The sequence below is a fragment of the Pontitalea aquivivens genome, from assembly GCF_046507575.1.
GTDB classification, from domain to species: domain Bacteria; phylum Pseudomonadota; class Alphaproteobacteria; order Rhodobacterales; family Rhodobacteraceae; genus Pontitalea; species Pontitalea aquivivens.
Map to the genome: position 1 here is coordinate 506,477 of NZ_JBKFEY010000001.1, position 22,756 is coordinate 529,232.

Genomic DNA, 22,756 nt, shown 5'->3' on the forward strand with positions numbered 1-22,756 from the left:
GACCCGAACCCTGTAAAGGCCCGTGCCGGAGCGATCCGGCGCGTGCCCCTGTCGCCCGGAGGCCCCATGACCCAGCCGCATCTGAACCTTATTGCCGGGGCCTGGTGCCCGGGTGAAACCGCCACGATGAACCGCAACCCCTCGGATCTGTCCGATGAAATCGGGCTTTACGCCGCGGGCAATGCCGAGGATGTGGCCCGCGCCGCCGAGGCCGCGGCCCAGGCGCAGGCTGCCTGGTTTGACGCGGGCCCCCAGCCGCGCGCCGACCTGCTGGATCGCATCGCCACCCTGATCGAGGCGCGTGCCACCGAAATCGGCACGATGCTGGCGCGCGAAGAGGGCAAGATCCTGCCCGAGGCGGTGGCCGAAACCCGCCGCGCGGCGCAGATCTTCCGGTTTTTCGCGGGCGAGGCGCTGCGCATCCCCGGCCAGGCGCTGGCCTCGGTCCGGGCGGGCGTGGATGTCGAGATCACGCGCGAACCGCTGGGCGTTGTCGGGCTGATCACGCCCTGGAACTTTCCCATCGCGATCCCGGCCTGGAAAATCGCGCCGGCGCTGGCTTATGGCAATGCGGTGGTGCTGAAGCCCGCCGATCTGACGCCGGGGACCGCGCATCTGCTGGCGCGGATCATCCATGAGGCGGGTTGCCCCGCGGGCGTGTTCAATCTGGTCATGGGGCCGGGCAGCACGGTCGGTGCGGCGATGCTGGATCATCCGCTGATCGGCGGGATTTCGTTCACCGGATCGGTGCCCACCGGGCGCATGATCGCGCGCCGCGCGGCCGAGCAGATGAAGAAGGTGCAGCTGGAAATGGGCGGCAAGAACCCGATGGTGGTTCTGGACGATGCCGATCTGGCCACCGCCGTGTCCGTCTGCCTGAACGGCGCGTTCTTTTCCACCGGCCAGCGTTGCACCGCCTCGTCGCGGCTGATCGTGCAGGCGGGCATCCATGACGCCTTTGTCGCGGAACTGGCCCGTCAGGCCGCCGCGCTGCGCGTGGGCCCCGCGCTGGACAGTGCCAGCCAGATCGGCCCCGTCGCCAGCCTGTCGCAGCTGGAGGGCAACCTGTCCTATGTCGGCCTGGCCGGCGACGAGGGCTGCGAGGTGTTGGGCGGCGAGCGGCTGAATGGCCCGACCGAGGGATTCTTCCAGCGCCCCGCGCTGTTCGTGGGGGCAAGCAACACCATGCGGGTCGCGCGTGAGGAAATCTTTGGCCCCTGCGCCACCGTCATCAAGGTCGCCGATTTCGACGAGGCGCTGGCCGTGGCCAATGACAGCGACTTTGGCCTGTCCGCCGGGATCTGCACCAGTTCGCTGCGCCATGCGCGCGCGTTCAGGCGTCATGCACAGGCGGGCATGGTGATGGTGAACCTGCCCACCGCGGGGGTGGATTACCACGTCCCCTTCGGCGGGCGGAAGGGGTCCAGCCTGGGCCCGCGCGAACAGGGCAGCCATGCGGCCGAATTCTATACCACAGTGAAAACCGCCTACAGCTTTGCGGGCTGAGCCATGGATCTGATCCTGACGATCAACCCCGGCACCACCACGACCCGGGTGGGCCTGTTCGCGCCCGACGGCGCCGGGGTGCGCCCGGTGCATGAGGCGACGATCGAACATGATGAAACGGTGATGGCGGGCTTTGCCGCCATCGCCGATCAGCTGGGCTATCGCGCGGCCTGCCTGCGCGATTTTCTGGACGCGCATCTGAACGGCGCGCGGTTGGTGGCGGTCGCCGGGCGCGGCGGGATGCTGTCGCCGGTGCCGGCGGGGGTGATCGGGGTCTGCCCCGATCTGGTGGCGTTCGCGCTGCACACGCCGCGCCATCACCATGCCTCGAACCTGGGCGCGCCGCTGGCCCATGCCATCGCGGCGCAGGCGGGATGCCCGGCCTATGTCGTCGATCCGGTCAGCGTGGATGAACTGCCCGCAGTGGCGCGCGTCTCGGGCTGCCCCGACATCGCGCGCTTTTCCTTCGTGCATGCGCTGAACATCCGCGCCTGCGGGCGGCGGCTGGCGGCGGAACTGGGCAAGCCTTTCGCGCAGACGAATGCCGTGGTGGCGCATATGGGCGCGGGCTTTTCCATCGCCGCGCTGCGTGGCGGGCGCATCGTGGACAGCACGAACCGGATGGAAAATTCCCCCTTCACGCCTGAACGCGCCGGGGGGCTGCCGCCGATTCCCTTGATTGAGCTGTGTTTTTCCGGTCGCTATGACAAGGGTACGCTGATGAAGCGGCTGTACGGTCAGGGCGGGGTCTTTGCCTATCTGGGCACCAAGGACATCCGCAAGGCCGAAGCCATGGCCGCGGCTGGCGATGCGCGCGCCGATCTGGTGCTGGAGGCGATGGTCTATCAGACCGCCAAGGCGATCGGCGCGATGGCCGCGGTGCTGGATTTCCGCGCCGATGCGCTGGTGCTGACCGGGGGCGTTGCCCATTCCGCGCGGATCACGCAGGCCCTGGCCGACCGCTGCGGTGCGCTGGCGCCGATCCGTCTCTATCCGGGGTCGGATGAATCGCGCGCCCTGGCCGAAGGCGCCGCCCGTGTCCTGTCGGGGGCCGAGGCGGCGATGCGCTGGCCCGTCACCCTGACGGCCGGGGCGTTGCCATGGTGATCCGCAGCTTTGCCGCCCTGCGCGCGGCCATGGCCGCCCGCCCGCCGCTGGATCTGGCCGTGGCGGGGGGCGATGATGCCAATGTTCTGGCTGGTGTGATCGCGGGGTTTGAGGCGGGGTTGGTCGCCACCGCCGCGATTTCGGGGGATGCGGGCCGGATCGCGGCGGCGCTGCCTGCGGCCTTGCGCGACCGCATCCGCCTGTTGCCCGCCGAAACCCCCGCCGCCTGCGCCGCCGCCGCCGTGGCGGAATTGCGCGCGGGGCGGGCGCGGGTGCTGATGAAGGGTCATGTGGACAGCGCGGCCTATTTGCGCGCGGTGGTCGACCGCGACGCGGGCATCCGTGGCAGCGGTATCCTGTCGAACCTGACGCTGGCCGAAATGCCCTCGGTTCCGCGGCTGATCGGGGCGACCGACAATGGCATCATCCCCGCGCCGACGCTGGATCAGAAACGCGCGATCGTGCTGAACGCGCTGCCGCTGTTTCGCGGGCTGGGGCTGGATCAGGTCCGGGTGGCAGCGATCGCGGCATCGGAAAAGGTCAGCGACCGCCAGCCTGCCACCGGGGATGCCGCCGCGCTGGCCGCGATGGCGCAGGCGGGCGATCTGCCGGGGCTGATCATCGACGGGCCCTTCGGCTATGACGTGGCGATCAGCCGCGCCGCGGCCGAGGCCAAGGGCCTGGGTGGTTCGGATGTGGCGGGGCAGGCGGATCTGATCCTGTTTCCCAATATCGAGGCCGCCAATGCCACGGCCAAGGCCTGGAAGCTGCATGGCCAGGCGCAGACCGGCAGTCTGGTGCTGGGCGCGGCGGCGCCGGTGCTTTTGAATTCGCGCGCCGATGGGCCGGACCGGCGGGTGATCGGACTGATCATGGCGCATTGCGTTCTGGCAGGGCAGGCCGCGCCGGCCTGACATGCAGCCACATGCCACGCGCGGGGGCCCCATCCGGCCCCCGGCTGACCCCAGTTTCCAAACCCCAACAGGTGATCCATGCCGAACCTTTCCTTCCGCGATTCTGTCGATGTCATGTTCCGCCGGGCGGCGGCGCTGCTGGACCTGTCGCCGGGTCTTGAAGAAAAGATCCGGGTCTGCAATTCGACCTACACCGTGCGCTTCGGGGTGCGGCTGCGCGGGCAGATCCACACCTTCACCGGCTATCGATCGGTGCATTCGGAACATATGGAGCCGGTCAAGGGCGGCATCCGTTATGCGATGGGCGTGAACCAGGATGAGGTCGAGGCGCTGGCCGCGCTGATGACCTATAAATGCGCGCTGGTGGAAACCCCCTTCGGCGGATCGAAGGGTGGCCTGTGCATCGATCCGCGCGACTGGGAACCGCATGAACTGGAACAGATCACACGCCGCTTTACCTATGAACTGGCCAAGCGCGGCCTGATCAGCCCCAGCCAGAACGTGCCCGCCCCCGACATGGGCACGGGCGAGCGCGAAATGGCCTGGATGGCGGACCAGTATGCGCGCATGTTCACCACCGACATCAACGCCCATGCCTGCGTCACCGGCAAGCCCTTGAACGCGGGCGGCATCGTTGGCCGGGTCGAGGCGACGGGGCGGGGCGTGCAATATGCCTTGCGCGAATTCTTCCGCCACCCGGCGGATGTGGCGCGCGCGGGTCTTTCGGGCGATCTGGACGGCAAGCGCATCGTGGTGCAGGGGCTGGGCAATGTGGGCAGCCATGCCGCGCGGTTCCTGGCGCAGGAAGACGGGGCCCGGATCATCTGCGTGGTGGAACGCGACGGCGCGGTCAGGAATGACGCGGGGCTGGATATTCCCGCGCTGATCGAGCATCTGCGCGCCACCGGGGGCGTCAAGGGCTTTGCCGGCGGCGGCTTTACCCCCGACGGCGCGGCCGCGCTGGAAACGCCCTGCGACATCCTGATCCCGGCGGCGATGGAGGCTGCGATCCACGAAGGCAACGCCGCGCGGATCGGCGCGCAGCTGATCCTTGAGGCAGCCAACGGCCCCGTCACCGCCGCAGCCGACCAGATCCTGCGCGATCGCGGCGTGGTGATCATCCCCGATCTTTACGCCAATGCCGGCGGGGTGACGGTGTCCTATTTCGAATGGGTCAAGAATCTGTCGCACATTCCCTTTGGCCGGATGCAGCGCCGCCATGAAGAGGCGCGCAACCAGATGCTGGTGAACGAGCTGGAACGGCTGAGCGCGGACAAGGGCCTGGGCTGGACCCTGTCGCCGGGTTTCAAGCGCGACTTCCTGAACGGGGCATCGGAACTGGAACTGGTGCGATCGGGGCTGGATGACACGATGCGCGCGGCCTATCAGGCGATGCGGGCGCTGTGGCATGATGACCCGCGTGTGGGCGATCTGCGCACCGCGGCCTATTGCATCGCGATCCGCCGTGTGGCCGAGGCCTATCGGTCCAAGGGGCTGTAAGGTCCCGCGCCGGGGGCGGCGGGCTTAGCCGTCCCCGTCCGCCGCGCCGGATGGGGCGTCCGATGCCGGGTCTGCCGGGATTTCGGGCAGGTGCAGCGGCGCGCGGCTGCGGGTGTTACCGGCGGCGACGGCCTTGTGCAGCAGCCGCAGGAAGGTGGCGCGTTCCTTGTCGGTCAGCCCGTCCAGCAATTCCGCCTGCATCACCCGGACCCCGGGCTCGATCCGGTCCAGCAAGGCCCGCCCCCCGGGGCTGAGCGTCAGGACGCGGGCGCGGCGGTCGCGGCGGCTGATCTTGCGCTGCACGAAGCCCTTGGCGACCAGCCGGTCCACCGCGCCGCCGATCGTCACCCGGTCATGCGCCACCAGCCCCGACAGGCTGGCCTGATCCAGACCCGGATAATCCACCAGCGCCACCAGGCAGGCATATTGCACCGGGGTGATGTCCTCGCCCAGCCGGGCCATGCGATCGGCAAAGATCGAGGTGGATATCTGGTGCAGGCGCCGGGCCAGATGGCCCGGTGAATCGTGCAGCGCAAGCATGCTGCCTCCTTGTCGGTTGGCACGGGCCGCCACAGCCCGGCATCATGATTTCTCGCCGATTTGTCATGCGATGCGCAAGGGGGCGTTCCGGGCGGCGTTCCGGGCGGCGTTCCGGGGGCGGATTTGCTGCCCGCCGGGGCTTGGCATCGGGCGTGCGCTGGCGCAGGATGCCCGCGTCCGCCAGACCAGCACGACAGGAACGCCCGATGCAAGATCTGCTGTTTGCCCCCCCCGCGCCGCGCACCGTTCCGGTGCGGGGCACAGGCGCGTTGTTTCCCGTTCACCGGATCTTTTGCGTGGGGCGCAACTATGCCGATCACGCCCGCGAGATGGGCGCCGAGGTGGACCGCGAGGCGCCGTTCTATTTCCTGAAGGCGCCGCATGCGGTGGAATTGTCGGGTGCGGTGCAGCCCTATCCGCCGGGCACGGCCGATTATCAGCACGAAATGGAACTGGTCGTGGCGATCGGCGCGCCCGCGTTTCGCGCGACCCCGGCCCAGGCGCGCGCGGCGGTCTTTGGTTATGCGGCGGGGCTGGACATGACGCGCCGCGATCTGCAGGCGGCGGCCAAGGACAAGCGCCGCCCCTGGGACACGGGCAAGGATTTCGAGGGCGCCGCCGTGATCGCCCCGATCACCCGGGCCGAGGATTTCGGCGCCCCGGGCGCGCGGGCGATCACGCTGCGGGTCAATGGCGCGCTGCGCCAGGCGGGGCATCTGTCGGACATGGTCCGGGGGGTGGACGATCTGATCTGCCATCTGTCCACGCTGTATCATCTGGGGCCCGGCGATCTTCTCTATACCGGTACGCCGGCGGGCGTGGGCGCGGTGCAGCCCGGCGATGTGATCGACGGCGTGATCGAGGGGCTGGACCCGGTGCGCCTGACGGTTGGTCCGGCAGAGTGAGGCGCGCGATATCGGCCCCCATCGCATCGCGCGCCCTTGCAGGCCCCGGATCGCGACACTAAGACTCCGGTAAAGTTCTGGGGCTATGGATTTCACGAGACAGCGGAAGAGGCAGGCGCGATGAGAGACCCGATTGATCTGTACATGAACACGCTCGTGCCGATGGTGGTCGAGCAGACCAGCCGCGGCGAACGCGCCTATGACATCTATTCGCGGCTGCTGAAGGAACGCATCATCTTTCTGGCCGGCCCCGTGCATGACGGCATGTCGACGCTGATCTGCGCGCAGCTTCTGTTCCTTGAGGCGGAAAATCCGTCCAAGGAAATCGCCATGTATATCAACAGCCCCGGCGGGGTCGTGACCAGCGGCCTGTCGATCTATGACACGATGCAATACATCCGGCCCAAGGTTTCGACGCTGGTGATCGGGCAGGCGGCATCCATGGGCAGCCTGCTGCTGACGGCGGGGGAAAAGGGAATGCGCTTTTCGCTGCCCAACAGCCGCGTGATGGTGCACCAGCCCTCGGGCGGGTATCAGGGGCAGGCGACGGACATCATGATCCACGCCCAGGAAACCCAGAAGCTGAAGAATCGCCTGAACGAGATCTATGTGCGCCATACCGGCCAGGATCTGGCCACGGTCGAGGCGGCGCTGGAACGCGACAATTTCATGTCGGCCGAACAGGCCAGGGACTGGGGCCTGATCGACGAGATCCTGGAAAGCCGGGGCAAGGCCGAAGCGGAAAAGTGATCGCCGGGGCGATGCCCGTGGCGTCATTTTGACATTGTGATGAAGGTAGGGCTGTCCTAGACTTTCACGGACAGCCCAAGACAGGCCCCGGCTCGCGCCGGGCCAGCCCAGAGGAAGACGATGGCGAACAATTCCGGCTCGGACAGCAAGAACACGCTCTACTGCTCGTTCTGCGGCAAGAGCCAGCACGAGGTGCGCAAGCTGATCGCGGGCCCCACCGTGTTCATCTGTGACGAATGTGTCGAACTTTGCATGGATATCATCCGCGAAGAGACGAAATCGACGGGGCTGAAGGCCGCCGACGGGGTGCCCACCCCGCGCGACATCTGCAAGGTTCTGGATGATTATGTGATCGGCCAGGAACATGCCAAGCGCGTGCTGTCGGTCGCGGTGCACAACCACTACAAGCGGCTGAACCACGGGTCCAAGGCCGATATCGAACTGGCGAAATCGAACATCCTGCTGATCGGCCCCACCGGCTGCGGCAAGACGCTGCTGGCGCAGACGCTGGCGCGGATTCTGGATGTGCCCTTCACCATGGCCGATGCAACCACGCTGACCGAGGCGGGCTATGTCGGTGAGGATGTGGAAAACATCATCCTGAAACTGCTGCAGGCCAGCGAATACAACGTCGAACGTGCGCAGCGCGGCATCGTCTATATCGACGAGGTCGACAAGATCACGCGCAAGTCCGACAACCCCAGCATCACCCGCGACGTGTCGGGCGAGGGGGTGCAGCAGGCGCTTCTGAAGATCATGGAAGGCACCGTGGCCTCCGTGCCGCCGCAGGGCGGGCGCAAGCATCCGCAGCAGGAATTCCTGCAGGTGGACACGACCAACATCCTGTTCATCTGCGGCGGCGCCTTTGCGGGTCTTGACCGGATCATCGCGCAGCGCAACAAGGGGTCGGCCATGGGCTTTGGCGCCGAAGTCAAGGACCCCGATGCCCGCAGCGTGGGCGAATTGTTCAAGGAGCTTGAGCCCGAGGATCTGTTGAAATTCGGCCTGATCCCGGAATTCGTCGGCCGTCTGCCGGTGATCGCGACCCTGACCGATCTGGACGAAGCCGCGCTGGTCACCATCCTGACGGAACCCAAGAACGCGCTGGTCAAGCAATATCAGCGTCTGTTCGAGATCGAGGACGTGAAGCTGACCTTTACCGAAGACGCGCTGAGCGCGATCGCGCGCCGCGCGATCAAGCGCAAGACCGGCGCGCGGGGGCTGCGCTCGATCATGGAAGACATCCTGCTGGATACGATGTTCGAACTGCCGGGCATGACCGGCGTTCAGGAAGTCGTGGTGAACGACGAGGCGGTGGACAGCCCCGGCGCGAAACCGCTTCTGATCTATGCCGATCAGAAGAAAGAACCGAAATCGGCGGGTTGATGCAGGCGGGCTTCGGCCCGCCTTCGCTTTGGCATCCCAAGGCACTGGACCTTGTGGGCGCCTGCGGTATAAGGGGCGGGACTCGCCCGCGGAGGTTTATGATGAAATTCCTGCTTCGCCTTCTGACCTGGTGGAATGACCAGACGCTCGGGACCCAGATATTTACTGCCCGCAAGGGGGTGAAGGTTGGTGAGGATGATCAGGGCAACGCCTATTACCAGACCCGCGACGGCAAGCGCCGCTGGGTGATCTATAATGGCGAATGCGAAGCCAGCCGGATTTCCCCTGAATGGCACGGCTGGATCCATTTCACCTGGGATCAGCCACCGACCACAGCGCCGCTGACCCACAAGCCCTGGGAATTGCCGCACAAGGAAAACCTGACCGGCACGCCCGGCGCCTATGCGCCCGCCGGGTCGCTGCGCCGTACCGCCCCGGCCCAGCGGCGCGACTATGAGGCCTGGCAGCCCGAATAACCCCGGAGGAGCGGCGATGAGCGAGAACCGCACCGAAGTGCTGGCGGGGGCGGCTGTTCTGGTCGTCGCACTGGGCTTTCTGGCCTGGGCATCGCAGGGGCGGGGGCTTGGCCCCACGTCCGGCACCTATGACCTGCATGCCTCGTTCCGCTCGGTCGAGGGGGTGACGGTGGGCAGCGATGTGCGGCTGGCCGGGGTCAAGGTGGGCACGGTGACCAGGCTGGACCTGAACCCGCAGACCTTCTTTGCCGATGCCACGGTCGCGCTGCGCAAGGATGTGATTTTGCCGACGGATTCCGCGATTCTGGTGTCGTCCGAGGGGCTTCTGGGCGGCGCCTTCATCGAACTGATGCCCGGCGGCAGCCTGGAAAACCTGGGCCCCGGCGATGAAATCGAAGATACGCAGGGCGCGGTGTCGATGATTTCGCTGATGATGAAATTCGTCGATGGCGGCGGCGATGACGCGCCCGACGATGCGGTGGGGCATGCGCCATGATCCGCATGATGATTGCCGCGGCGCTGCTGGCGGCGCTTTCCACCCCCCTTGCCGCACAAGAGGTCGCCCAGGCGCCCGGCGCCGTGCTGCGCGCGCTGGACAAGGTCGCGGGATCGACCACCGATCTGGACCTGACGGTGGGCGAAAGCGTGACCTATGGCCTGATCACGGTGACCTTGCGCGAATGCCGCTATCCGGCCGAGGATCCTTCGTCCAACGCCTTCGCCCATGTCACCATCACCGATCGCGGCGCCAGCGCGCCCGCGTTTTCGGGCTGGATGATCGCGGACAGCCCGGCGCTGTCGGCGCTGGATCACCGCCGCTATGACGTCTGGATCATCCGCTGCAAGATTGACTGAGTGTCGGGCGCGGGGGGCGGGGCGGTGAAATCCGCGTCCTGCCGCAGGGCGCGGGCCAGCTGGCGGCGATATTCGGCGCGCGGAATTTCCACGCCCCCCAGGCTTGCCAGATGCGGTGTCAGGAATTGCGTGTCCAGCAGGCTAAAGCCCGCCTGGCGCAGCCGGTCCACAAGACAGGTCAGCGCGATCTTGGAGGCATCGCGGCGCAGCGAAAACATGCTTTCGCCGAAGAACGCGCCCCCCAGCGCGATGCCGAACACCCCACCGATCAGCTGATCACCGGCCCAGACCTCCAGGCTGTGGGCCACGCCCTTGGCGTGAAGATCGTTATAAAGCGCGCGCAGCGGCGCGTTGATCCAGGTTTCCGCGCGCGCGGCACAGCCATCCACCACGGCGGCAAAGGCGGCATCGGTGCTGATCCGAAAGCTGCTGCGCCGGATCGTGCGGGCCAGCGACCGCGACAGGTGAAACCCGTCCAGCGGGATCACGCCGCGCTGGCGCGGGTCGACCCAATACAGCGTCGGATCATCGCGGCTTTCGGCCATCGGAAAGATGCCCCGCGCATAGCCCGCCAGCAGCATTTTCCCCGTCAACCCATGGCCCATCGCCTTGCCCGCCCCCTGACGCCTGTCTAATCTGGCGGCAGGATGGACGAGTTTCTTGCCGGGGGCAAACATGGGTTTTTTCGACTTTCTGCCCCAGGTCGCGGCCTATGCCGAAGATTCCGGCGCTGTCGCGCGGCTGAACGAACGCCACCGCAGGATCGTGGCGCCGCTGGTGCCACAGATCGCGGGGGCACGGGTGCTGGATCTGGCCGCGCATGACGGGCGCTGGTCCCTGGCCTTTGCCGGCGCGGGTGCGGCGCGGGTGGTGGGGATCGAGGGGCGGCAGGACCTGATCGACCGCTTCGCGCAATTCCCGCAAAGCGATTTTGCCGCGCGGGTCGAACTGCGCTGCGGCGATATTTTCGAGGGGATGGAAAAGGCCATTACCGCGGGCGAACGGTTTGATGTGGTTGCCGTTCTGGGTATCCTGTACCACGTCATGGATCATTTCCGCCTGTTCCGGCTGGTGCGCGCGCTGGGGCCGCGGCTGGTGATCGTGGACAGCGAATTTGCGCTGCGTCCGGGGCCGGTGATCGTGCTGGGGCGCGAACGCACCGACAAGGTGCTGAATTCCATCCCCCAGATCGCGGGGCAGGACCGCGCGCTGATCGGCATCCCGTCCTTTCCGGCGATGGAGGCGATTGCCGATGCGCTGGATTACAACTGCGACTGGCTGGACTGGTCCGATCTGCCCAAGGGACGCCGCGGCCCGGTGGCCGATTATTTCCGCCCCGAGGTCAAGCGCCGCGCAACCTGCCTGTTGCGCCCGAAATGACAACGCCCCCGGTTCCGGCGGGGGCGTTGTCGGTCAGCTGTAGGTCCGGGCCAGCCACTTTTCCAGCCAGTGGATGGAATAGTCGCCAGTCTGTATGTCGGGGTCTTCCAGAAGCTGGCGGAACAGCGGGATCGTGGTGTCGACACCGTCCACGATCAGCTCGCCCAAGGCGCGCGACAGGCGCGACAGTGCCTCGGGGCGGTTGCGGCCATGCACGATCAGCTTGCCGATCAGGCTGTCGTAATAGGGCGGGATCGAATAGCCGTCATAAAGCGCGCTGTCCATCCGCACGCCAAGGCCACCCGGCGCGTGATACTGGGTGATCTTGCCGGGGCAGGGGCTGAAATTGGGCAGCTTTTCCGCGTTGATCCGCACCTCGATCGCATGGCCGTTGATCGTCAGATCGTCCTGCGTGAAGGACAGCGGATAGCCTTCGGCCACGCGGATCTGTTCGCGCACAAGGTCCACGCCAAAGATCGCCTCGGTCACCGGATGTTCGACCTGCAGGCGGGTGTTCATTTCGATAAAGTAGAATTCGCCATCCTCGAACAGGAATTCGATGGTGCCCGCGCCGGAATAGCCCAGCCTGGCCATGGCATCGGCGCAGATCCTGCCGATGCGGGCGCGCTGTTCGGGGGTGATGCAGGGGCCGGGGGCCTCTTCGAACACTTTCTGGTGGCGGCGCTGCAGCGAACAGTCACGTTCGCCCAGATGCACCGCATTGCCCTTGCCGTCGCCGAATACCTGGATTTCGATGTGGCGCGGCCGCTGGAGGTATTTCTCCATATAGACTTCGTCATTGCCGAAGGCGGCCTTGGCCTCGGACCGGGCGGTGCGGAAGGCTACTTCCAGTTCACCCTCATTGCGGGCCACCTTCATGCCGCGCCCGCCGCCGCCAGCGGTGGCCTTGATGATGACCGGATAGCCGATCTGGGCCGCGACCGTCCTGGCGGTGGCAAAATCCGCCACGCCGCCATCCGATCCCGGCACCACCGGAATCCCCAGGCCCCTGGCGGTTTCCTTGGCGGTGATCTTGTCGCCCATCAGCCGGATATGTTCCGCCGAAGGCCCGATAAAGGTGATACGGTGGTCTTCCAGCACCTGCACGAAGGTCGCGTTTTCCGACAGGAAGCCATAGCCCGGGTGAATCGCCTGCGCGCCGGTGATTTCACAGGCCGCCACGATCGCGGGGATCGACAGATAGCTGTCTGCCGATGGATTGGGCCCGATACAGACGCTTTCATCGGCCATGCGCACATGCATGGCGTCCGCATCGGCGGTGGAATGGACGGCGACCGAGGCGATCCCCATTTCGCGGCAGGCCCGGATGACGCGCAGCGCGATCTCGCCGCGGTTGGCGATCAGGATCTTGTCGAACATCGCGCGCCCCTCACTCGACGATCATCAGCGGCGTGCCGTATTCGACCGGCGTCGCATCATCGACCAGAATGCGCTTGACCGTGCCCGATTTCGGCGCGGGGATGTGGTTCATGGTCTTCATCGCCTCGACGATCAGCAGGGTCTGGCCCTCTTTTACCGCATCGCCGACCTTGACGAAGGGATCGGCGCCCGGTTCGGCGGCCAGATAGACCGTGCCCACCATGGGCGAGGTGACCGCGCCCGGATGGCTGGCCGGATCGCTGCCCGGCTCGGCGGGTGCGGCCACGGGGGCCGCGGCGGGGGCTGCGGCGGGGGCGGGGGCATAGTGAACGGGGGCCGCCGCGGCGGTGACAACGGTCGCCTGCTTGACCACGCGCACCTCCAGGCTGTCATCCTCGCCATATTCGCGCACCACCGACAGTTCGGTCAGCTCGTTCTTGTTCAGAAGCTCTGCCAGCGCCTGGATGAAGGCCACGTCGTTTTCATGGGAATGTTTGGTCATGCCGTCCTCAAAGGGTCCGTTGTCGGGTCTTGCCCCGCCCGTCCGGCGCGGGCGTCGCCATTTCTGGGGGGCGTTATACGCGACCCATGCGGGGGAGGAAAGCGGGAAGCGTTTACCCAGGGCGCGGAGCATTGGCCTGTGGGCCGCATTTTACCACTTGATAAAATTTCAGCCTGTGGCAGCGTAGGACAAAACAACACCAATCACAGGGAGGTCCACCGTGACCAACAGCCAGCTGACCCCCGGCGTGGTGCCCGGGCGGCTTACAGCCGAATCCTATTGCGCGAATTTCGCCGATGTCGCCCCGCCGCTGGACGGGCACGAAGCCCGGGTCGCGGCGGACCGATGCTATTTCTGCCATGACGCGCCCTGCGTGACGGCCTGCCCGACCGCGATCGACATCCCGCTGTTTATCCGCCAGATCGCGACCGGCACGCCCGAGGCCGCGGCAAAGACGATCCTTTCGCAAAATATCCTGGGCGGGATGTGTGCCCGGGTCTGCCCGACGGAAAACCTGTGCGAGGGGTCTTGCGTGCGCGAAACCGCCGAGGGCAAGCCGGTTCAGATCGGCGCGCTGCAGCGATTTGCCACCGATACGCTGATGGTGGCCAATGCCCACCCTTTCGTGCGCGCCACGCCCACGGGCAAGTCGGTCGCGGTGGTGGGGGCGGGGCCTGCGGGCCTGTCTTGTGCGCATCGTCTGGCGACGCGGGGCCATGATGTCACCGTCTATGAGGCGCGTCCCAAGCCGGGCGGCCTGAACGAATATGGCATCGCATCCTACAAGGCGCCGGGCGGCTTTGCCCGGGCCGAGGTCGACTGGCTGATGCAGATCGGCGGCATCACCGTGGTCGAAAACTGGCAACTGGGCCGGGCGGGCGATGGTACGCTGGACGATCTTCTGGCGCGCCATGCGGCGGTTTTCCTGGGGATGGGGCTGGCCGGGGTGAATGCGCTGCGTATCCCGGGCGAGGACAGGGACCATGTCACCCCGGCCACCGATTTCATCGCCGAGCTGCGCCAGACCGCCGATCTGGCGGCGCTGCCGGTGGGGCGCGATGTGGTGGTGATCGGCGGCGGCATGACGGCGGTGGATGCTGCGGTGCAGGCGAAACTGCTGGGCGCCGAAAGCGTCACCATCGTCTATCGCCGGTCACGCGCGGACATGCCCGCCAGCCGCCACGAACAGGACCATGCCACCGCCGCGGGGGTCCGGATCGTCGCCAATGCGATGCCCGTCGCGATCCATGGCAATGGCGCGGTGCGCGAGGTGGAATTCGCCTATACCCGTTCCGGCCCCGATGGGATCGAACGCCTGTCCGAAACCTTCCGGCTGAAGGCGGACCAATGCTTCAAGGCGATTGGCCAGGCGCTGGAGGGCGCGCCCGAGGCGATCCGGGTCGCGGGTGGCAAGATCTGGATCGAACATTCCGGGCGCACCAGCCTGTCGCGGGTCTGGGCGGGGGGCGATTGCGCCCTGGGCGGCGATGACCTGACCGTGACCGCCGTGGCCCAGGGTCGCGATGCGGCCGAAGACATCCACAATTTCCTGATGGGGGCCTGACATGGCGAACCTGACCAGCAATTTCATCGGTATCACGTCGCCCAATCCGTTCTGGCTGGCCTCGGCCCCGCCCACCGACAAGGAATACAACGTCCGCCGCGCCTATGAGGCGGGCTGGGGCGGGGTCGTGTGGAAGACGCTGGGCGCCGAAGGCCCGCCCGTCGTCAACGTCAACGGCCCGCGCTATGGGGTGATCCACGGCGCCGACCGGCGCGTGCTGGGCATCAACAACATCGAGCTGATCACCGACCGCCCGCTGGAGGTGAACCTGCGCGAGATCAAGTCGGTCAAGCGCGACTATCCCGACCGCGCGCTGGTCGTGTCGCTGATGGTGCCTTGCGACGAGGACAGCTGGAAGGCGATCCTGGCCCGCGTCGAGGATACCGGCGCCGACGGGGTGGAACTGAACTTCGGCTGCCCGCATGGCATGGCCGAACGCGGCATGGGGTCCGCCGTGGGGCAGGTGCCCGAATATATCGAGATGGTCACCCGCTGGGTGAAACAGCACAGCCGCATGCCCTGTATCGTGAAGCTGACCCCCAACATCACCGACATCCGCAAGCCGGCCGAGGCGGCGAAACGCGGCGGGGCCGACGCGGTCAGCCTGATCAACACGATCAACTCGATCACCGCGGTCGATCTGGATGATTTCGCGCCCGAGCCCACGATCGACGGCAAGGGCACGCATGGCGGCTATTGCGGCCCGGCGGTCAAGCCGATCGCGCTGAACATGGTGGCGGAAATCGCCCGCAGCCCGGCCACCGCCGGCCTGCCGATTTCCGGCATCGGCGGGGTGACGACCTGGCGCGACGCGGCCGAGTTCATGGCGCTGGGCGCGGGCAATGTGCAGGTTTGCACCGCGGCGATGACCTATGGCTTCAAGGTCGTGCAGGAAATGATCTCGGGTCTGTCGGATTATATGGACCGCAAGGGGTTCACCGGCACCGCCGATCTGGTGGGGCGCGCGGTGCCCAATGTGACCGACTGGCAGTATCTGAACCTGAACTATGTCACCAAGGCGGTGATCAATCAGGACGATTGCATCAAATGCGGCCGCTGCTATGCCGCCTGCGAAGATACCAGCCATCAGGCCATCGCCATGTCCCCCGACCGCGTCTTCACCGTGAAGGAAGAGGAATGCGTGGCCTGCAACCTGTGCGTCGATGTCTGCCCGGTGGAAGATTGCATCACCATGAAGGAACTGCCCAAGGGTGCGGTGGATCCGCGCACCGGGCAGGTGGTGGGCGATTACGCCAACTGGACCACGCATCCCAATAACCCCAGCGCCCGGGCCGCCGAATAACGGCGGCCCGGCCGGATCAGCGCGTCACATCCAGCCGTGGCGCGGGATCGGGGGCCAGAACAGGCCAGCCCTCGGCCTTGGCCGGGCGGGGGACGGCCTCGTCCCGGGGCGGGGTGGGATCGCCCCGGGACCCTGACAGGGCGGCAGGTCCACTGCCCGGTTGCCCCCGGTCCGGTTGCCCCCGGTCCGGTTGCCCCCGGTCTGGTTGCCAAGCGTCCGGTTGCCCGGGATCCTTCCCTTCGGCAACGCGCGGGGCCGGATCGGGCAGGCCCGCGCGGCGGCGTGCGGCCTGCGCCTCCAGCCAGGTCATCTCAAAGGCGGGGGGCGGGCCGGTGGGCGCATCGGGGTCGGGCGGCGGCCCGGCCCGGGGCAGCCCGGGGTCGGTATCGCCCTGGTTGTCGCCGCGCGCGCCGGCAAGGCCGCGCGGCTGGCCGGTCTGCCCGCCGACATCCGTCCCCAGCCTGGCCCGCGCCCCGCCGGCGCCCCCGGCGGCCTCGACCGTTGTCGAGGGTGCTTTCTTCGGGGCCGCCACCGCCAGCAGTGGCGACCAGCCGATCTGGGGCATCAGCCCCGAAATCCGGTCCATCCCCGGCCTCCTTCGTAAAAATCCCACGCAAGCGATTCTGCGCCCGAGGAGTGAACGAAGGGTAAAGGCTGGCCTGTCCGGGGGCGGCTTTCGCGGCCCAGGGTTAATCGGTCGCCAGAAGCCGCGAAAACATCATGTCCAGAAAGACGCCCGCCTCGGCAAAGGGGTCGCGATCGGGCCCCAGAACGGCGCGCACCTGCATTTCGAAATCCGCATAATGCTGCGTCAGCGCCCAGATCGAAAAGATCAGGTGGTAGGGATCGACCGGCGCGATCCGCCCCTGATCGGCCCAGCGGCGAATCACGGCGGCCTTTTCATCGACCAGCGTCTTCAGATCATCCTCGATCAGCCCCTTCAGGCGCGGCGCGCCCTGCAGGATTTCATTGGCGAACAGCCGGCTTTCGCGCGGCATCTGGCGGCTCATGTCCAGCTTGCGGCGCATGTAGCCCATGATTTCGCCGCGCGGGTCGCCTTCGGGGGCCAGCGCGCGCAAGGGCGCCAGCCACACATCCAGCAGCCCGCCCAGCAATGCCAGGTGGATCGCCTCTTTCGAAGGGAAGTAATACAGCAGATTGGGCTTGGACAGGCCCGCCTCGGCCGCGATCTGATCCAGCGTCGCGCCGCGGAACCCCCGGGCGGAAAATACCTCCAGCGCGGCATCCAGGATGGCGCGGGTGTTGCGTGCCTGGATACGGGTCTGGGGGCGGGGTGCCGGGCCCCCGGGGGCAGACAAGGGATTGTTCATGTGACATTCTCCGGCGCGGTGACCCGGCAGCAGGCTGGGGCGTTCTTGACTGGGCTTTGCCCTGTGGTAGCGTGACCCTGACCGCATGGTCAAAGAAAATCAGCCCCGGACCGTCCCGCGGGCACTTCGGGGAGATATCGCAATGGCGCTGGACCGCAAGACGCCCAATGATCTGAATGCCTTCTGGATGCCCTTCACGGCGAACCGGCAGTTCAAGAAAAATCCGCGCATGTTCGTGGCCGCCAGGGACATGCATTACACCACCGCCGATGGCCGCCAGGTGCTGGATGGCACGGCGGGGCTGTGGTGCTGCAACGCGGGCCATTGCCGCCCGAAGATCACCGAGGCGATCCAGCGCCAGGCCGCCGAGCTGGACTATGCCCCGGCCTTCCAGATGGGCCATCCGATCGCGTTTGAACTGGCCAACCGCCTGATCGACATCGCGCCGCGGGGGATGGAGCATGTGTTCTACACCAACTCAGGGTCCGAAAGCGTTGAGACCGCGCTGAAAATCGCCATTGCCTATCACCGGGCGCGGGGCGAGGGCGCGCGCACCCGGCTGATCGGGCGCGAACGGGGCTATCACGGCGTGAACTTTGGCGGGATTTCGGTCGGCGGCATCGTGAACAACCGCAAGGTCTTTGGCACGATGCTGGGCGGGGTGGATCATCTGCCGCATACGCACCTGCCGGCGCAGAACGCCTTTACCAGGGGCCAGCCCGAACATGGCGCGCATCTGGCCGATGATCTGGAACGCATCGTGGCGTTGCACGGCGCGGAAACCATCGCCGCCGTGATCGTGGAACCGATGGCGGGTTCGACCGGCGTCCTGTTGCCGCCCAAGGGCTATCTGCAGCGCCTGCGCGAGATCACGGCCAAGCACGGCATCCTGCTGATCTTTGATGAGGTGATCACCGGCTTTGGCCGCCTGGGCAGCGCCTTTGCCGCACAGCACTATGGCGTGCTGCCCGACATGATGACCACCGCCAAGGGCCTGACCAACGGTGTGATCCCGATGGGCGCGGTGCTGACGACGGGTGCGGTGCATGACGCCTTCATGGCGGGCCCCGAACATATGATCGAGCTGTTCCACGGCTACACCTATTCCGGCAACCCGATCGCCAGCGCCGCCGGCATCGCCACGCTGGACACCTACCGCGAGGAAGGCCTGTTCGACCGCGCGGCCGGGCTGGCCCCCTATTGGCAGGACGCGCTGCATTCCCTGCGCGGCACCCGCCATGTGATCGACATCCGCAACGTGGGGCTGATCGGCGCGGTGGAACTGGACCCGATCCCGGGCGAGCCGACCAAGCGCGCCTTTGCCGCCTTCCTCAAGGCCTATGAAAAGGGCATCCTGATCCGCACCACCGGCGACATCATCGCCATGTCGCCGCCGCTGATCATCGAGAAATCCCATATCGACCAGCTGATCGGCACCCTGAAAGAGGTGCTGGAAACGCTGGACTGAACCGCGCGGGCCCCGGGAAACCGGGGCCTTTTTCCTGGGCCGGGGCACGGTGGTGCCCGTCCGCGGGCGGTCGGGCCGGGGTTCTGTCTGTTTTTCGGGCAGGGGCGAATTGCAGGACGGCTGCGCCGCGGGATCCGAGAATTTTGTTGACCGTTTGGTCAGAACGTGGTCGCCTGACCGGGACCCCAGGGTCGATCACGGAATCGTCGCAAGAGGCCGGAAATGGCCCGCCGCCGACAGGGAGATACACCGATGCCAGCAGCCGGAGAGAACCTCCGTATCAATTCCGCGCGCCTGTGGGACAGCCTGATGCAGATGGCCCGGGTGGGGCCGGGCGTCGCGGGCGGCAACAACCGCCAGACCCTGACCGATGCCGATGCCGAGGGCCGCGCGCTGTTTCGGCGCTGGTGCGAGGACGCGGGCATGACCATGGGCGTGGACACGATGGGCAACATGTTCGCCACCCGCGCGGGCGAGGACCCAGAGGCGCTGCCCGTCTATATGGGCAGCCACCTGGACACCCAGCCCACGGGCGGCAAATATGACGGCGTGCTGGGCGTTCTGGGCGCGCTGGAGGTGGTGCGCACGATGAACGATCTGGGGCTGCGCACGCGCCATCCGATCGTGGTGACCAATTGGACGAATGAGGAAGGCACGCGGTTCGCGCCGGCGATGCTGGCCTCGGGCGTCTTCGCGGGAATGCATGGGCAGGACTGGGCCTATGACCGCACCGATGCCGAGGGCAAGCGGTTCGGGGATGAGCTGGCCCGCATCGGCTGGGTCGGCGACGAACCCGTGGGCGCGCGCAAGATGCATGCGATGTTCGAGCTGCATATCGAGCAGGGCCCGATCCTTGAGGCCCAGGGCCGCGACATCGGCGTGGTCACCCACGGCCAGGGCCTGTGGTGGCTGGAGGTGACGCTGACCGGCAAGGACGCCCATACCGGCTCGACGCCGATGGACATGCGGGTGAATGCGGGCCTTGGCATGGCGCGGATCATCGAACTGGTGCACCGCATCGCGATGGACAACCAGCCCGGCGCGGTGGGCGCGGTGGGGCAGGCGAATGTCTACCCGAATTCGCGCAACGTGATCCCGGGCAAGGCGGTCTTCACGGTGGATTTCCGCAGCCCCGATCAGGCCAAGCTGGATGGCATGCGCGCGCGACTTGAGGCCGAGGCGCCCGTGATCGCGGCCGAGCTGGGCCTGGGGGTCGGGATTGCGCCGGTGGGCCATTTCGACCCGGTGACCTTTGACCCCGGTCTGGTGCAGGTGGTGCGCGGCGCGGCCGGGCGGCTGGGCCTGAGCCACATGGACATCATTTCGGGCGCGGGCCACGACGCCTGCTGGATCAACCGGGTCGCGCCCACGGTGATGGTGATGTGCCCCTGCGTGGACGGGCTGAGCCATAATGAGGCCGAGGAGATCAGCCCCGAATGGGCCGCGGCGGGAACGGATGTGTTGCTGCATGCGGTGCTGGACGTGGCGCAGGTGGTGACGTGAGGCCGGGGGCGCTGCCCCCGGACCCCCGGAGTATTTGAGCCAGGAAGAAACAAGGCGGGAGGATGACGGATGAGCACGGTGATCAGGAACGGCACGATCGTGACCGCCGATCTGACCTGCAAGGCGGATGTGTTGATCGAGGGCGGGCAGATCATCGCGATCGGGCCGGGGCTGACGGGTGATACGGTTCTGGATGCCACGGGCTGCTATGTGATGCCGGGCGGGATTGATCCGCATACCCATCTGGAGATGCCCTTCATGGGTACCTATTCCAGCGATGATTTCGAAAGCGGGACGCGGGCGGCGCTGGCGGGCGGGACCACGATGGTGGTGGATTTCGCGCTGCCAAGCCCGGGGCAGGGGCTGCTGGATGCGCTGAAGATGTGGGACAACAAGGCGGGCCGGGCGCATTGCGATTACAGCTTCCACATGGCGGTGACCTGGTGGGGCGAGCAGGTGTTCAATGAAATGAAGGAGGTGGTGGATCGCGGCATCAACACCTTCAAGCATTTCATGGCCTACAAGGGCGCGCTGATGGTCAATGACGATGAGCTGTTCGCGTCCTTCCGGCGCTGTGCGGAGCTGGGTGCGGTGCCGATGGTCCATGCCGAAAACGGCGATGTGGTGGCGGAGCTTTCGGCGCGGCTGCTGGCCGGGGGGAATACCGGCCCCGAGGCCCATGCCTATTCCCGCCCGCCGCAGGTCGAGGGCGAGGCGACGAACCGCGCGATCATGATTGCCGATATGGCGGGCGTGCCGCTGTATGTGGTGCATACCAGCTGCGAGGAGGCGCATGAGGCGATCCGGCGCGCGCGCCAGCAGGGCAAGCGGGTCTGGGGGGAGCCCCTGATCCAGCATCTGACGCTGGATGAAAGCGAATATTTCAACGCCGACTGGGACCATGCCGCGCGTCGCGTGATGAGCCCGCCGTTCCGCGACAAGCGCCATCAGGACAGCCTGTGGGCCGGGCTGTCGGGCGGCACGCTGTCGGTCGTGGCGACGGATCACTGTGCCTTCACCACCGATCAGAAGCGCCATGGGGTGGGCGATTTCACCAGGATCCCGAACGGGACGGGGGGGCTTGAGGACCGGATGCCGATGTTGTGGACGCATGGTGTGAACACCGGGCGGATCACGATGAACGAATTCGTCGCCGTCACCTCGACCAATATCGCCAAGATCATGAACATCTACCCGAAGAAAGGCGCGGTGCTGGTGGGGGCGGATGCGGATCTGGTGGTCTGGGATCCGAAGGCCAGCAAGACGATTTCTGCATCCCACCAGCAATCGGCCATTGATTACAACGTCTTCGAGGGTAAGGTCGTGACGGGCCTGCCGCGCTTTACCTTGACGCGCGGGCGGGTGGCGGTGACCGGGGGCGTGGTGGCGCCGGCCGAGGGGTACGGGCAGTTCGTGGCCCGCCCGGCCGGGGCGGCGGTGAACCGGGCGCTGTCCACCTGGAAGGAACTGACCGCGCCGCGGCCCGTGCAGCGGTCTGGGATACCGGCGTCGGGGGTGTGATGAAGGATGTGACGGGCGCCGCGGCGCCGGTGATCGAGGCGAAGGGGCTGGGGCTGACGTTCCAGACCAATGACGGGCCGGTGCATGCGCTGAAAGGTGTGGATCTGCAGATCGGACGGGGGGATTTCGTGTCCTTCATCGGTCCCTCGGGCTGTGGCAAGACCACCTTCCTGCGTTGCATCGCGGCGCTGGAACATCCGACCGAGGGTGTGTTGCGCGTGAACGGCATGAGTGCCGAGGCCGCGCGGCAGGCGCGGTCCTATGGCTATGTGTTTCAGGCGGCGGGGCTGTATCCCTGGCGCACGATCGCGGGCAACATCCGCCTGCCGCTGGAGATCATGGGCTATGCCCGTGCCGAGCAGGACGAACGGGTGGCGCGGGTGTTGTCGCTGGTCGATCTGGACGGGTTTGGCAAGAAATTCCCCTGGCAGCTGTCGGGGGGCATGCAGCAGCGCGCCAGCATCGCCCGCGCGCTGGCCTTCGATGCCGACATCCTGTTGATGGATGAACCCTTCGGCGCGCTGGATGAGATCGTGCGGGATCGTCTGAATGAAGAGCTTTTGAAGCTATGGGCGCGGACCGGCAAGACGATTGGTTTTGTCACTCATTCGATCCCCGAGGCGGTCTATCTGTCGACCAGGATCGTGGTGATGTCGCCGCGGCCCGGGCGGATCACCGATGTGATCGACAGTCCCCTGCCGCGCGATCGCCCGCTGGAGATCCGTGATTCGAAGGAATTTCTGGAGATCGCCCATCGCGTGCGCGAAGGGCTGCGGGCGGGGCATGCCTATGACTAGCGCGGGGCAGGGATGGCGGGTGGAGTGCGGGGGGCTGTCTGCCCCCCGCGCCCCCCGAGAGTATTCGG

General features: G+C 66.8%; 23 protein-coding genes. 17 read left to right on the top strand and 6 right to left on the bottom strand.

The window, feature by feature from the left end:
- Positions 1–66 precede the first annotated feature (66 nt).
- From ACK8OU_RS02450 to ACK8OU_RS02465, 4 genes are all read left to right on the top strand, one after another.
- Positions 67–1,506, top strand: coding sequence for an aldehyde dehydrogenase family protein (locus ACK8OU_RS02450; protein ID WP_410301761.1), 1,440 nt, complete (start codon positions 67–69; stop codon positions 1,504–1,506).
- 3 nt (positions 1,507–1,509) lie between these two features.
- The gene (buk, locus tag ACK8OU_RS02455) at positions 1,510–2,613 is read left to right on the top strand and encodes a butyrate kinase (protein WP_410301762.1); all 1,104 of its coding nucleotides are present in this window, start codon (positions 1,510–1,512) and stop codon (positions 2,611–2,613) included.
- Positions 2,607–3,527: a phosphate acyltransferase gene (locus ACK8OU_RS02460; protein ID WP_410301763.1), complete on the top strand. Its 921-nt coding sequence runs from the start codon at positions 2,607–2,609 to the stop codon at positions 3,525–3,527. The genes buk and ACK8OU_RS02460 overlap by 7 nt, the downstream gene beginning before the upstream one ends.
- Before the next feature lie 78 nt (positions 3,528–3,605).
- A complete protein-coding gene (locus tag ACK8OU_RS02465; RefSeq protein ID WP_410301764.1) occupies positions 3,606–5,027 on the top strand; it encodes a Glu/Leu/Phe/Val family dehydrogenase in 1,422 nt (473 codons plus the stop codon).
- 24 nt (positions 5,028–5,051) lie between these two features.
- On the opposite strand, the gene ACK8OU_RS02470 is transcribed toward ACK8OU_RS02465, so the two are convergent.
- Complete coding sequence (locus ACK8OU_RS02470; RefSeq protein ID WP_410301765.1) at positions 5,052–5,567, bottom strand: MarR family winged helix-turn-helix transcriptional regulator; 516 nt, start codon at positions 5,565–5,567, stop codon at positions 5,052–5,054.
- Positions 5,568–5,773: 206 nt separating this feature from the next.
- On the opposite strand from ACK8OU_RS02470, the gene ACK8OU_RS02475 reads away from it, so the two are divergent.
- The 6 genes from ACK8OU_RS02475 to ACK8OU_RS02500 all read left to right on the top strand — a co-directional run bounded on the left by ACK8OU_RS02475 (position 5,774) and on the right by ACK8OU_RS02500 (position 9,939).
- Positions 5,774–6,472 (top strand): fumarylacetoacetate hydrolase family protein, encoded by a 699-nt coding sequence (locus ACK8OU_RS02475; RefSeq protein WP_410301766.1) that lies wholly within the window; start codon positions 5,774–5,776, stop codon positions 6,470–6,472.
- Between the two features lie 120 nt (positions 6,473–6,592).
- Positions 6,593–7,222: an ATP-dependent Clp protease proteolytic subunit gene (locus ACK8OU_RS02480; RefSeq protein ID WP_410301767.1), complete on the top strand. Its 630-nt coding sequence runs from the start codon at positions 6,593–6,595 to the stop codon at positions 7,220–7,222.
- Positions 7,223–7,342: 120 nt separating this feature from the next.
- Positions 7,343–8,608, top strand: coding sequence for an ATP-dependent Clp protease ATP-binding subunit ClpX (gene clpX, locus ACK8OU_RS02485; RefSeq protein WP_410301768.1), 1,266 nt, complete (start codon positions 7,343–7,345; stop codon positions 8,606–8,608).
- 101 nt (positions 8,609–8,709) lie between these two features.
- Positions 8,710–9,084 carry an NADH:ubiquinone oxidoreductase subunit NDUFA12 gene (locus ACK8OU_RS02490; protein ID WP_410301769.1) on the top strand — a complete coding sequence of 125 codons (375 nt, stop codon included), beginning with the start codon at positions 8,710–8,712 and terminating at the stop codon, positions 9,082–9,084.
- Between the two features lie 16 nt (positions 9,085–9,100).
- On the top strand, positions 9,101–9,580 hold the full coding sequence (gene mlaD / locus ACK8OU_RS02495) for an outer membrane lipid asymmetry maintenance protein MlaD (RefSeq protein WP_410301770.1): 480 nt from the start codon (positions 9,101–9,103) through the stop codon (positions 9,578–9,580).
- A complete protein-coding gene (locus ACK8OU_RS02500; RefSeq protein ID WP_410301771.1) occupies positions 9,577–9,939 on the top strand; it encodes a DUF2155 domain-containing protein in 363 nt (120 codons plus the stop codon). The genes mlaD and ACK8OU_RS02500 overlap by 4 nt, the downstream gene beginning before the upstream one ends.
- On the opposite strand, the gene aat is transcribed toward ACK8OU_RS02500, so the two are convergent.
- The gene (gene aat, locus ACK8OU_RS02505) at positions 9,903–10,544 is read right to left on the bottom strand and encodes a leucyl/phenylalanyl-tRNA--protein transferase (RefSeq protein WP_410302006.1); all 642 of its coding nucleotides are present in this window, start codon (positions 10,542–10,544) and stop codon (positions 9,903–9,905) included. The two genes, ACK8OU_RS02500 and aat, sit on opposite strands and share 37 nt — an antisense overlap.
- A gap of 70 nt (positions 10,545–10,614) precedes the next feature.
- Between aat and ACK8OU_RS02510 the strand changes: the two genes are divergently transcribed.
- Positions 10,615–11,319 carry a class I SAM-dependent methyltransferase gene (locus tag ACK8OU_RS02510; RefSeq protein WP_410301772.1) on the top strand — a complete coding sequence of 235 codons (705 nt, stop codon included), beginning with the start codon at positions 10,615–10,617 and terminating at the stop codon, positions 11,317–11,319.
- Between the two features lie 33 nt (positions 11,320–11,352).
- Here ACK8OU_RS02510 and accC read toward each other — a convergent pair whose 3' ends face one another.
- Positions 11,353–12,699, bottom strand: coding sequence for an acetyl-CoA carboxylase biotin carboxylase subunit (accC, locus tag ACK8OU_RS02515; RefSeq protein WP_410301773.1), 1,347 nt, complete (start codon positions 12,697–12,699; stop codon positions 11,353–11,355).
- Positions 12,700–12,709: 10 nt separating this feature from the next.
- Positions 12,710–13,201, bottom strand: coding sequence for an acetyl-CoA carboxylase biotin carboxyl carrier protein (gene accB / locus ACK8OU_RS02520; RefSeq protein ID WP_410301774.1), 492 nt, complete (start codon positions 13,199–13,201; stop codon positions 12,710–12,712).
- 220 nt (positions 13,202–13,421) lie between these two features.
- On the opposite strand from accB, the gene ACK8OU_RS02525 reads away from it, so the two are divergent.
- Both ACK8OU_RS02525 and preA read left to right on the top strand, forming a co-directional pair.
- The gene (locus tag ACK8OU_RS02525; protein ID WP_410301775.1) at positions 13,422–14,765 is read left to right on the top strand and encodes an NAD(P)-dependent oxidoreductase; all 1,344 of its coding nucleotides are present in this window, start codon (positions 13,422–13,424) and stop codon (positions 14,763–14,765) included.
- 1 nt (position 14,766) lies between these two features.
- Positions 14,767–16,068 carry an NAD-dependent dihydropyrimidine dehydrogenase subunit PreA gene (gene preA, locus ACK8OU_RS02530; RefSeq protein WP_410301776.1) on the top strand — a complete coding sequence of 434 codons (1,302 nt, stop codon included), beginning with the start codon at positions 14,767–14,769 and terminating at the stop codon, positions 16,066–16,068.
- Between the two features lie 16 nt (positions 16,069–16,084).
- On the opposite strand, the gene ACK8OU_RS02535 is transcribed toward preA, so the two are convergent.
- Together ACK8OU_RS02535 and ACK8OU_RS02540 are read right to left on the bottom strand one after the other, a co-directional pair.
- Positions 16,085–16,654 (bottom strand): hypothetical protein, encoded by a 570-nt coding sequence (locus ACK8OU_RS02535; RefSeq protein ID WP_410301778.1) that lies wholly within the window; start codon positions 16,652–16,654, stop codon positions 16,085–16,087.
- A 103-nt stretch (positions 16,655–16,757) separates the two neighbouring features.
- Positions 16,758–17,399: a TetR family transcriptional regulator C-terminal domain-containing protein gene (locus tag ACK8OU_RS02540; RefSeq protein ID WP_410301779.1), complete on the bottom strand. Its 642-nt coding sequence runs from the start codon at positions 17,397–17,399 to the stop codon at positions 16,758–16,760.
- A 142-nt stretch (positions 17,400–17,541) separates the two neighbouring features.
- Between ACK8OU_RS02540 and ACK8OU_RS02545 the strand changes: the two genes are divergently transcribed.
- The 4 genes from ACK8OU_RS02545 to ACK8OU_RS02560 all read left to right on the top strand — a co-directional run bounded on the left by ACK8OU_RS02545 (position 17,542) and on the right by ACK8OU_RS02560 (position 22,688).
- The gene (locus ACK8OU_RS02545; RefSeq protein ID WP_410301780.1) at positions 17,542–18,867 is read left to right on the top strand and encodes an omega-aminotransferase AptA; all 1,326 of its coding nucleotides are present in this window, start codon (positions 17,542–17,544) and stop codon (positions 18,865–18,867) included.
- 252 nt (positions 18,868–19,119) lie between these two features.
- On the top strand, positions 19,120–20,370 hold the full coding sequence (locus ACK8OU_RS02550) for a Zn-dependent hydrolase (protein ID WP_410301781.1): 1,251 nt from the start codon (positions 19,120–19,122) through the stop codon (positions 20,368–20,370).
- A 69-nt stretch (positions 20,371–20,439) separates the two neighbouring features.
- Entirely contained in the window at positions 20,440–21,891 is a 1,452-nt protein-coding gene (hydA, locus tag ACK8OU_RS02555) for a dihydropyrimidinase (RefSeq protein ID WP_410301782.1), read from the top strand.
- Entirely contained in the window at positions 21,891–22,688 is a 798-nt protein-coding gene (locus tag ACK8OU_RS02560) for an ABC transporter ATP-binding protein (protein WP_410301784.1), read from the top strand. Before hydA ends, ACK8OU_RS02560 begins: the two co-directional genes overlap by 1 nt.
- Positions 22,689–22,756 lie beyond the last annotated feature (68 nt).

What these genes read in the sequence shown, in the direction of transcription:
- ACK8OU_RS02460 (WP_410301763.1), top strand. Translation starts at nt 2,607, where the DNA reads ATGGTGATCCGCAGCTTTGCCGCCCTGCGCGCGGCCATGGCCGCCCGC.
- ACK8OU_RS02535 (WP_410301778.1), bottom strand. Translation starts at nt 16,654, where the DNA reads ATGGACCGGATTTCGGGGCTGATGCCCCAGATCGGCTGGTCGCCACTG.
- ACK8OU_RS02550 (WP_410301781.1), top strand. Translation starts at nt 19,120, where the DNA reads ATGCCAGCAGCCGGAGAGAACCTCCGTATCAATTCCGCGCGCCTGTGG.
- ACK8OU_RS02490 (WP_410301769.1), top strand. Translation starts at nt 8,710, where the DNA reads ATGAAATTCCTGCTTCGCCTTCTGACCTGGTGGAATGACCAGACGCTC.
- ACK8OU_RS02450 (WP_410301761.1), top strand. Translation starts at nt 67, where the DNA reads ATGACCCAGCCGCATCTGAACCTTATTGCCGGGGCCTGGTGCCCGGGT.
- ACK8OU_RS02545 (WP_410301780.1), top strand. Translation starts at nt 17,542, where the DNA reads ATGGCGCTGGACCGCAAGACGCCCAATGATCTGAATGCCTTCTGGATG.
- buk (WP_410301762.1), top strand. Translation starts at nt 1,510, where the DNA reads ATGGATCTGATCCTGACGATCAACCCCGGCACCACCACGACCCGGGTG.
- accB (WP_410301774.1), bottom strand. Translation starts at nt 13,201, where the DNA reads ATGACCAAACATTCCCATGAAAACGACGTGGCCTTCATCCAGGCGCTG.
- ACK8OU_RS02500 (WP_410301771.1), top strand. Translation starts at nt 9,577, where the DNA reads ATGATCCGCATGATGATTGCCGCGGCGCTGCTGGCGGCGCTTTCCACC.
- ACK8OU_RS02560 (WP_410301784.1), top strand. Translation starts at nt 21,891, where the DNA reads ATGAAGGATGTGACGGGCGCCGCGGCGCCGGTGATCGAGGCGAAGGGG.
- ACK8OU_RS02475 (WP_410301766.1), top strand. Translation starts at nt 5,774, where the DNA reads ATGCAAGATCTGCTGTTTGCCCCCCCCGCGCCGCGCACCGTTCCGGTG.
- aat (WP_410302006.1), bottom strand. Translation starts at nt 10,544, where the DNA reads ATGGGCCATGGGTTGACGGGGAAAATGCTGCTGGCGGGCTATGCGCGG.
- ACK8OU_RS02470 (WP_410301765.1), bottom strand. Translation starts at nt 5,567, where the DNA reads ATGCTTGCGCTGCACGATTCACCGGGCCATCTGGCCCGGCGCCTGCAC.
- clpX (WP_410301768.1), top strand. Translation starts at nt 7,343, where the DNA reads ATGGCGAACAATTCCGGCTCGGACAGCAAGAACACGCTCTACTGCTCG.
- hydA (WP_410301782.1), top strand. Translation starts at nt 20,440, where the DNA reads ATGAGCACGGTGATCAGGAACGGCACGATCGTGACCGCCGATCTGACC.
- accC (WP_410301773.1), bottom strand. Translation starts at nt 12,699, where the DNA reads ATGTTCGACAAGATCCTGATCGCCAACCGCGGCGAGATCGCGCTGCGC.
- ACK8OU_RS02480 (WP_410301767.1), top strand. Translation starts at nt 6,593, where the DNA reads ATGAGAGACCCGATTGATCTGTACATGAACACGCTCGTGCCGATGGTG.
- mlaD (WP_410301770.1), top strand. Translation starts at nt 9,101, where the DNA reads ATGAGCGAGAACCGCACCGAAGTGCTGGCGGGGGCGGCTGTTCTGGTC.
- ACK8OU_RS02465 (WP_410301764.1), top strand. Translation starts at nt 3,606, where the DNA reads ATGCCGAACCTTTCCTTCCGCGATTCTGTCGATGTCATGTTCCGCCGG.
- ACK8OU_RS02510 (WP_410301772.1), top strand. Translation starts at nt 10,615, where the DNA reads ATGGGTTTTTTCGACTTTCTGCCCCAGGTCGCGGCCTATGCCGAAGAT.
- ACK8OU_RS02540 (WP_410301779.1), bottom strand. Translation starts at nt 17,399, where the DNA reads ATGAACAATCCCTTGTCTGCCCCCGGGGGCCCGGCACCCCGCCCCCAG.
- preA (WP_410301776.1), top strand. Translation starts at nt 14,767, where the DNA reads ATGGCGAACCTGACCAGCAATTTCATCGGTATCACGTCGCCCAATCCG.